Origin of the sequence: Arthrobacter sp. TB 26 (genome assembly GCF_000427315.1) — a bacterium.
Classification (GTDB): domain Bacteria; phylum Actinomycetota; class Actinomycetes; order Actinomycetales; family Micrococcaceae; genus Arthrobacter.
In genome coordinates, this window is the sequence record NZ_AUPJ01000256.1 from 1,824 (window position 1) to 8,757 (window position 6,934).

General features: G+C 69.4%; 6 protein-coding genes (1 of these 6 running past the window's edge). 3 read left to right on the forward strand and 3 right to left on the reverse strand.

Translation table 11 applies throughout. From position 1 onward, the window contains the following. Window positions 1-1,387, reverse strand: the 5' portion of a protein-coding gene (locus tag K789_RS0109325; RefSeq protein WP_024366525.1) for an MFS transporter. The gene continues 20 nt to the left of window position 1, outside the view; only the first 1,387 of its 1,407 coding nucleotides appear in the window; its start codon is at window positions 1,385-1,387; its stop codon lies beyond the left edge, outside the window. Between the two features lie 129 nt (window positions 1,388-1,516). Between K789_RS0109325 and lhgO the strand changes: the two genes are divergently transcribed. Next, window positions 1,517-2,722, forward strand: a complete 1,206-nt coding sequence (gene lhgO, locus K789_RS0109330; RefSeq protein WP_024366526.1) for an L-2-hydroxyglutarate oxidase — start codon at window positions 1,517-1,519, stop codon at window positions 2,720-2,722. Window positions 2,723-2,744: 22 nt separating this feature from the next. Here the strand turns inward: lhgO and K789_RS0109335 are convergent, their stop codons facing one another. Beyond that, on the reverse strand, window positions 2,745-4,052 hold the full coding sequence (locus K789_RS0109335; protein ID WP_024366527.1) for an MFS transporter: 1,308 nt from the start codon (window positions 4,050-4,052) through the stop codon (window positions 2,745-2,747). A 57-nt stretch (window positions 4,053-4,109) separates the two neighbouring features. Next, the gene (locus tag K789_RS0109340) at window positions 4,110-4,718 is read right to left on the reverse strand and encodes a class I SAM-dependent methyltransferase (RefSeq protein ID WP_024366528.1); all 609 of its coding nucleotides are present in this window, start codon (window positions 4,716-4,718) and stop codon (window positions 4,110-4,112) included. A 98-nt stretch (window positions 4,719-4,816) separates the two neighbouring features. Between K789_RS0109340 and trmB the strand changes: the two genes are divergently transcribed. Both trmB and K789_RS0109350 read left to right on the forward strand, forming a co-directional pair. After that, window positions 4,817-5,740 (forward strand): tRNA (guanosine(46)-N7)-methyltransferase TrmB, encoded by a 924-nt coding sequence (trmB, locus tag K789_RS0109345; protein WP_024366529.1) that lies wholly within the window; start codon window positions 4,817-4,819, stop codon window positions 5,738-5,740. Window positions 5,741-5,868: 128 nt separating this feature from the next. After that, window positions 5,869-6,675, forward strand: a complete 807-nt coding sequence (locus K789_RS0109350) for a DUF1206 domain-containing protein (RefSeq protein WP_024366530.1) — start codon at window positions 5,869-5,871, stop codon at window positions 6,673-6,675. Window positions 6,676-6,934: the final 259 nt, after the last annotated feature.

The following is a 6,934-nucleotide window of genomic DNA, read 5'->3' on the forward strand; positions in this document are numbered from 1 at the left end:
GGGCGACCACAACCGCCGCGATGCCGATCAACGCGGTGAGGGCGAAGACCCCGCCGAAGGACCCCGCCGTCGTCGGGAACGCGGCAAAAATGATGCCCGTCGTGGCGAGGGACAGCGCCCCGCCGAGCGAATCGGAAATGGACATCGCCGAACTGTTGAAGCCCTCGTTTTCCTTGCTGGACAGGGCCAGGGTCATCACGCTCAGCCGCGCATACATCAGCCCCATGCCGCCGCCGGCGAACACCCACGCGGTGATCACGACGGCGGCCGGCCAGCTGAGGACCGTGGCCACCAGCACCAGGACGACGGCGCCGAGCACCAGCGCCGCGCCGATTTGAACCGCGCGGCGGTGATCCAGACGCGGCCCGAGCCGGCCCTGGACCGCGGAACCCACAGCCCAGGCGACGGCGCCGCCGGTCAGGGTCAGCCCGGCGAAGGTGGGTGAAAAAACGTAGCGCTCCACCAGCAGGTACGGGAGGTAGACCTCGGCGCCGAAGAACGCGGCAGAGGCCAGCCCCCGGGTGAGGATGACGCTCGGGAGGCCGCGGCGCGCGGTCAGGGTTCCCCGCGGCACCAGCGGGCGGACGGCGATGAGGGCCACAACGACGGCAGCGAAAGCCACGATCCCACCGGCCACCGGAAGCCGGGAGGAGAGGTTCAGGCCGAGCACCGCGAGCGCCGCGAGGGCGGCCCAGGCCAGCCTGCCGGAGCCCGAGGACTTCCGCGGAGCAGGAGTGGACATGTCCCCCGGTGCGGCACCAGCCGGGGTTCCGCCGCCGGGCATGCCGCGCAGCCCGCGCAGTGCCGGCACGATCATCAGCAGGGCCGGCACCACCAGCCCGACCACCCCGAGGAACACCCAATGCCAGCTGGCCAGCTGGGCCACAAGCCCGGCAGCGAAAGGGCCCACCAACGACGGAATCACCCAGGCTGCGGAAAACGCGGCGAAGATCTTCGGGTGCAGTTCGGGCGGATAGACCCGGGCGATCACCACGTACAGCGCCACTGTCATGGCGCCGCCGCCCAGGCCCTGGACCAGCCGGCCGGCCACCAGGGCAGGCATGGTCACTGCCGTCCCGGCGATCAACAGGCCCAGCACAAACATGGCGACGGACGCGTACAGCGGCCCTACCGGGCCTCGCCGGTCGGACCAGTTGCCGGCGGCCACCATCCCGATGACGCCGGTGGCGAGCGGGCCGGCGAACGCCAGGGCGTAGAGGGCCGCCCCCTCCAGCTCACGGCTGACCAGCGGCATGATGGTGGTGACCGCCAGAGATTCGAAGGCGGCCAGGAACACGAGGGCACAGGCTCCCAGGGTGACCAGAAGGTAGTCGCGGTGGAAAATGCCGGCTGATTCCAGGCTCGGAGCGGGGGCGGTTCGGGGCAAGGTGCGGCCTGATCGGTAGGGGATGTTGGCTCAAGGGGAAGCATGCCACAGCAGGCGGGCGGGACGCACCACCGCCCGGGCATCGGCTCTATACTCGCGGGAAGACCGCGGCGAAAAGGACCCCCTAACGTGAGTGAACGCATTGGAATCATTGGTGGCGGGATCGTGGGCATCGCACTGGCACGCGCCATTGCGCAGCGCGGGCTGGGCGAGGTCACCGTCTTCGAGAAGGAGGACCGGCTGGCCTCGCACCAGACCGGCCACAACTCGGGCGTCGTGCACGCCGGTCTCTACTACGCTGCGGGATCGCTGAAAGCGCAGTTGTGCACCGCGGGACGGACGGCCCTTCGGGACTACTGCCTGCAGAAGCATCTCCCCTACCGGGAAGTCGGCAAGCTGGTGGTGGCCGTCGACGAGTCCGAGCTGCCTGCCCTCGCCGAAATCGAAAAGCGTTCCAGGGCGAACGGTGTGCCTGACCTCGCCCGGATCAATGACGTCGCGCGGCTGCACGACATCGAACCGCACGTCGCCGGCGTGGCTGCGGTCCATTCGCCGCACACCGCCGTCGTCGATTTCGCGGCGATTACCGAAGCGATGGCGCAGGACGTCCGAAGGGCCGGCGGCACCGTTCTGCTCGGACAGGAAGTGGTGACGATGGACGTCGAGGGCGCCACCGTACGGGTCGGCACCGCCGGCTCGGAGCACCGCTTCGACCGGGTGATCGCCTGCGCCGGCCTGCAGTCCGACGTCGTTGCCCGCCTGGTGGGCGCCGACCCCTCGCCGAAAATCCTCCCCTTCCGGGGCGAATACTGGTCGCTCGACCCGAAGCGGAGCCACCTGGTGCAGGGGATGATCTACCCGGTGCCCGACCCGCGGTTCCCCTTCCTCGGCGTGCACTTCACCCGCGGCGTGTACGACGACGTGCATGTGGGTCCCAACGCCGTCCCGGCACTCGCCCGGGAGGGCTACAGCTGGCTCTCGGTCTCGGCGAAGGACACCTGGGAATCCCTGCGATGGCCGGGAGCGGGCCCGCTGGCGAAAAAGCACTGGCGGATGGGTGTGGATGAGATCAGCGCCTCGCTCGTGAAGTCGCTTTACTACCGCAAGGCGCGGCGGTTCATTCCGGGACTCACCATCTCGGACCTGACGGCGAAGACGGCTTCCGGGGTGCGGGCCCAGGCGTGGGGGCGCGACGGGGCGCTGCTGGACGACTTCGCCGTGGACCAGGTGGGGCCGGTGACGCTGCTGCGGAATGCGCCGTCGCCCGCGGCTACGTCGTGCCTGGCCATTGCCGACTACCTCGTCGAGCAGTACCTGCAGGCCCGGCGTTCCTGAATCCCTGCCCCCATTAACCTCGTCAGCCGCCGATGAAGCGGTTCCGCCCGGCACGGTAGCCGAACACCGCGGCCAGGGATCCGACGGCGAGGAAAAGCGCACCCGCCGCCGCGAAGGACCCCGTGGCCTGGTGCAGTTGGCCGACCATCAAGGTGCCGGTGGAACCCACCCCGTAGCCCACTCCCTGCATCATCCCCGACAGGTGGGCGGCGGTGTGGCCGTCGCGGGTGCGGACCATGATCATGGTGAGCGCGACGGCGGTCAGGCTGCCCTGGCCCAGGCCCAGCAGCCCGGTCCACAGCCAGATCAGCTCGAGCGGGCCGAAGATGCTCAGTGCGAAGCCGCCCCCGGTCATGAGCGCCACCACGGTGTTGATCGCGCGCTGGTCCCGGAACCTCGTGGCCAGCGCCGGGGCGAACAAGGACCCCAGCATCTGCAGCACGATCGAGACGGACACGATCACCCCGGCTGTGCTGCCGTCCGCCCCGCGTTCGCGCAGGATCGGGGCCAGCCAGGCAAAAACGCTGAAGGACATCATCGCCTGCAGCACCATGAAGATGGTCACCTGCCACGCGACCGCCGAGCGCCACACATTCACACCGCCGTGCGCAGTCTGGTGCCGGCTGTGGCGCTGCCTGATGGCCAGCGGCAGGAACAGCAGAAGTACGACGCCGGCGGGCAGCGCCCAGAACCACAGCGCCGCCGTCCATTCCCCCGTCGCGCTGAAGACGGGGTAGGTAAACCCGGCGCCCAGGGCGGCGGACGCGCAGATCGCCGTGGTGTAGAGGCCGCCCATGAGCCCGAGCCGGTGCGGGAAATCACGCTTCACCAGGCCGGGCAGCAGCACGTTGCACAACGAGATTGCGGCACCGCAGGCCGCCGTCCCGGCCAGCAGGGCAGGAAGGTGCCCGGCGTCCCCGACTTCCAGGGGCCGCAGCAGCAGCCCGGCCGTGAGCAACGCCATGGCGCCCAGCAGCACCCGTTCGGCCCCGAAGCGGCGGGCCAGGACGGGAGCCAGCGGGGCGAAGACGCCCAGCAGCGTCACCGGAACGGTGGTCAGGACGACGACGGCCCAGCCCGGCAGCCCGGCGTCGGCCGTCGCCTCCGGCAGGACCGCGGCGAAGCTGGAGAAGACTGTGCGGAGGTTCAGCCCGATCAGGATCAGGCACACGCCCAGGTAGGCCAGGGTGCGGCGGCTGCCGACCCGGGTGGGCTCCGCCGCGGGGACGTCGTCGATCTCGGCGTCCACCAGCAGGACCTGGCGGTCCCCGGTCTCGAGGCCGTCGACGGTGGAGTCCTGGGAGCTTTTCGGTACGGTCACGGACCCCATTCTGGCAGGCTCGTCGCCGCAGCCCGTGTCAACATCGTCACTGCCGGCGGTCCCCCGTCAGCTACGGCTCAGGATCAGGTAGCGTTCGTCGCTGATCTCCCTGCCCCACAGCGCCGGGTCTGTGAGCGGGACGACGTCTGCGTGGTGGCGGTGCCGGCGCACGAGTTCCCGGCATACCGCCGAGGGTATGCCTGCGCCTGTTCCCCACAGCCCTTCCACGAGCAGCATTGTCCCGGGCTCCCGCAGTAGCCTCGTCCAACGGCCGAGGGCGGCATCCGGATCCGGGAGTGCCCACAGGACGTGGCGGGCCAGGACGACGTCGAAGCTCGACGGAGGGTACGGCGGTTCCGAGGCATCACCTTGCACAAAGTCCGCCGACGCACGACGCCCGGCGCCGGCGGCTCTGGCGGCCTTTTCCCGCGCGGCTTCCACCATCCGGCCGGACAGGTCCAGACCCGCAACGCGGTGGCCCTCCTCCGCCAGGAGCACGGACAGGCTGCCTGTCCCGCAGCCCAAGTCAGCTACGTCGCCGGCCGGCAGTGGAATGAGTGGCAGAATCAGCTCCGCCCAGGCCTGGCGGACGCCGGGGCTGAGCAGACCGTGGTCTGCTTCCCGGTCAAAATCCGCAGCCTGCCCGTCCCAGTATTCGCGTGTCGCGTCATTCATGCGGACAGTCTGCCACGGACCCCGGACAGGAAAGGTGGCGTCTGCCCAGCAAACCTGCCCAGCCGGGCGGACACCGGAACTCCACTATTCTGGAAGGGATGAGTGAATCCCCAGAATCCCCCGAAACGCCGCAGCCACCGCGCCCGGTGACCCCCGGCAGCCAGGCCTCCTTCGGCACGTATGGCGGCCGGCCGGTCAGCTTTGTGCGCCGGGGCACGCGCCTGCAGGGCCGCCGGCAGGCAGCCTGGGAGGAACATTCTGACCGGTGGGCCGTCGAAGTCCCCCGCCACATCGCCAACACCTCCGTGCACCCGGACTATGTCTTCGACGCCGAAACCGAATTCGGCCGGAAGGCCCCGCTGATCGTGGAGATCGGCTCGGGGCTCGGCGATGCCGTCTGCCACGCGGCCGAGGAGAACCCGGACAAGGACTTCCTTGCCGTTGAGGTCTATACGCCGGGGCTGGCCAACACGCTGATCAAGATCAACAGCCGCGGCCTGAGCAACGTCCGCGTTGTGGAGGCGAACGCCCCCGAGGTGCTGGCCACCATGCTGCCGGCCGGTTCCGTGACGGAACTGTGGGTCTTCTTCCCGGACCCGTGGCACAAGTCCCGGCACCACAAGCGCCGTCTCATCCAGCCGGCTTTCGCCGAGCTCGCCGCCCGTGCGCTCCAGCCGGGCGGCCTCTGGCGGATCGCGACGGACTGGTCCAACTATGCCGTCCACGTGCGCGAGGTCATGGCCGGCTCCCCCGACTTCGAGAACCTGCACGACGGCGAGCGCAGCGGCGCGGAAAGCCCGCTCACCCAGGTGTGGGAATCCGGCGTCGAGTCCCTCGTGGGCGGGGCCCCCGTCAAGGAGGGCCGCGCACCCGTGAGCACGGAACACACCGGACCCAACGAGGGCATCGATGAGACAGGCGGCTGGGCCCCGCGGTTCGACGGCCGGATCCTGACGAGTTTCGAGAACAAGGCGCACGAGGCTGGCCGGCTCATCTTCGACCTCAGCTACCGGCGACGCTAGGCCAGTCACTCGGCGGTGCTGTTCCCGGCGGCCTCCGCGTGGCACGATTACCGAAGATGCATGAACCGGGAGGATTTCACGTCCGGCAGAACCACCGAGCCAGTTGAGGGACCGCCATCAAAAGAGAACTGAAGGACGCCGCCGACGCGGCCGAAGATATCACCAATTCCCGCCCGCTGGAGCTGGTGGCCCGCGCCGGTTTTGCCGTGAGCGGCATCCTGCACTTCCTGATCGGACTCGTCGCGATCCGGCTCGCCATGGGCGGCGAAGGCGAGGCTGACGTCAGTGGTGCCGTGGAGCAGCTTGGGAGCCAGCCGGCCGGTCCGCTGCTGCTGTGGAGCTCTTTCGCCGCCTGCGTCGCCCTCGCGATCTGGCAAACCAGTGATGCCATCTTCGATTTCGAGCACCTGCCGGCGAAAAAGAAACTGGGGAAAAAGGCCAAGGCCGCACTCCAGGCCGTCGTCTACGCCGGACTCGCCCTCACCCTGTTCTCCTTCGCCAGCGGCGCCGGCAAGGACCACACCAGCTCCACCAGCGACCTCACAGCCTCCGTGTTGAAGGCCCCGGGAGGCTACGCACTCCTGCTCGCCGTCGGCGCGGGCGTCGCCGTCGCCGGAATCGTCTACGCCATCCGCGGCTTCCGGCAGTCCTTCGCCAAGCACCTCCGCCTCCCCGCCTCGCACAAGGCACGGATGGCGGTGACCATCCTCGGCGTCGCCGGCTACGCCGCCAAAGGCATTGTCCTGCTTCTCGTGGGGCTGCTGGTCATTGTCGCCACGATCAAAGCCCACCCCGAGGAGTCCACCGGGCTCGACGGCGGCCTCAGGGCCCTCCGTGACCAGCCTTTCGGCCTGTACATCCTGGCTGCAGTCGGAGCTGGCCTCATCTGTTACGGCATCTTCATGATGGTGCGCGCCAAACTGGCCAAGATGTAGTGGCCGGCGTGCACAGACCGGACACGAACGAACCCGTCGTCGGCTCCGCTTACATCCTGGCCGGGACGCTGATCTCGGACGGCGCTGCCACGGCTGATTCCGTGGTCGCGGTGGCAGACGGAAGAATCGCCTACGCCGGCCCCCGGAGCGGCTTCGACGCGGCCCGCTTCCCCGTTGCGGCGGAACTCAAGCTTCCGCCGGGCAGCTCGATCCTTCCCGGACTCGTCGACCTCCACTGCCACGGCGCGGCAGGCGGCGG

Bases quoted from the DNA above. Each gene is read 5' to 3' on its own strand.
- K789_RS0109340 (WP_024366528.1), bottom strand. From the start codon at position 4,718: ATGAATGACGCGACACGCGAATACTGGGACGGGCAGGCTGCGGATTTT.
- K789_RS0109335 (WP_024366527.1), bottom strand. From the start codon at position 4,052: ATGGGGTCCGTGACCGTACCGAAAAGCTCCCAGGACTCCACCGTCGAC.
- trmB (WP_024366529.1), top strand. From the start codon at position 4,817: ATGAGTGAATCCCCAGAATCCCCCGAAACGCCGCAGCCACCGCGCCCG.